Raw genomic sequence first — 1,147 nt, 5'->3', positions numbered from 1 at the left:
CACCCGTCCCGCCCTGGGGGTACCCCCGGACGAAGTCTGGGGGAGGGACGATTGCCCACACGGGGGGGGGTGGGCGACGGGCGACGGTGGGCGCAGCCCGCACGGGGGCGGGCGCGGCCGCACACGGCGGCGGGCGCAGGAGGCGACGCGGGCCCACACGCGGGCGGCCAGACGCGGGCCGCGGGCGCAGCCCACACGAGGCGCGCGGGCGCAGGCCCACAACGCAAGCCCACACCACAGGCCCACCGTGGGGTCAGGCGCAGCCGGATGCCAGGCACTGCCCGGCGGCTGGCCGCGCCCGCCGGGCCAGCCGCCATCCAGGGGGCTAGGCAGTGAAGAGGCGGGGCGCCACCCAAAGGCCAGGCAGTGAAGAGGCAGGGCGCCACCTAAGGGCCAGGCAGCAAAGAGGCAGGGCGCCGCCCAAAGGGCCAGGTCGAGAAGGATCGGGCGGCGTCCAAGGGGCTAAGCGGTGAAGGGGCGGGCGGGCCAAGGGGCGTCGGCGGGGCGGAGCGCTGACGTCCCGGCCCCGGCGCGCGCGGCGGCGAGCGCGAGCACCCCGGTGGCGAGGCAGGTGTTGTGGAGGCGCCCGGCGAGCACGCCGGAGACGAGCTCCGCGAGCGGCACCCGCGCGTGCTCCATGTCGGCCTCCTCGTCGGACACTTCGTAACGCTCCCCCTCCGCCTCCGCGAGGTCACGCGCGAGGAAGATGCGCAGGGCCTCGTCGGTGCCGCCGGGCGAGGTGTAGACGTCGGCGAGGACGTGCCAGTCGCCGGCCTTGACGTGGGCCTCTTCGTACAGCTCGCGCTGGGCGGCGTGGAGCGGGTTCTCGCCGGGGACGTCGAGCAGGCCCGCGGGGATCTCCCAGAGCTTCTGCCGGACGGGGTGGCGGTACTGCTTGATCAGCAGGACGCGGTCCTGCTCGTCGAGGGCGAGGACGGCCACCGAGCCGGGGTGGACCTGGTAGTCGCGGCGGGCGACGGTGCCGTCCGGCATGACCACGTCGTCCGTGCGGACACTGGTCTTCTTTCCCTGGAAGGGGGTCGTGGTCTCGGCGACCCGCCATTCCTCCGGGGTGTCCTGCAACTGCATCTGGGTCCTCCCACATACGAACCACATACGAAAGCCGGGGTACGGGTCCGTGAGGACC

At 74.5% G+C, this 1,147-nt stretch carries 1 protein-coding gene; it reads right to left on the bottom strand.

Features of this window, described 5'->3' with window-relative positions:
* Window positions 1–462: 462 nt before the first annotated feature.
* Window positions 463–1,089, bottom strand: coding sequence for an NUDIX domain-containing protein (locus tag ACFCY7_RS40510; protein ID WP_376491089.1), 627 nt, complete (start codon window positions 1,087–1,089; stop codon window positions 463–465).
* Between the last annotated feature and the right edge of the window lie 58 nt (window positions 1,090–1,147).

This window comes from Streptomyces sp. NPDC056361 (genome assembly GCF_042262805.1).
GTDB lineage: Bacteria > Actinomycetota > Actinomycetes > Streptomycetales > Streptomycetaceae > Streptomyces.
The sequence above is the reverse complement of the archived record's forward strand: the minus strand, read 5'-3'. Positions and strand labels throughout refer to the sequence as shown.

Bases quoted from the DNA above. Each gene is read 5' to 3' on its own strand.
- ACFCY7_RS40510 (WP_376491089.1), bottom strand. From the start codon at position 1,089: ATGCAGTTGCAGGACACCCCGGAGGAATGGCGGGTCGCCGAGACCACG.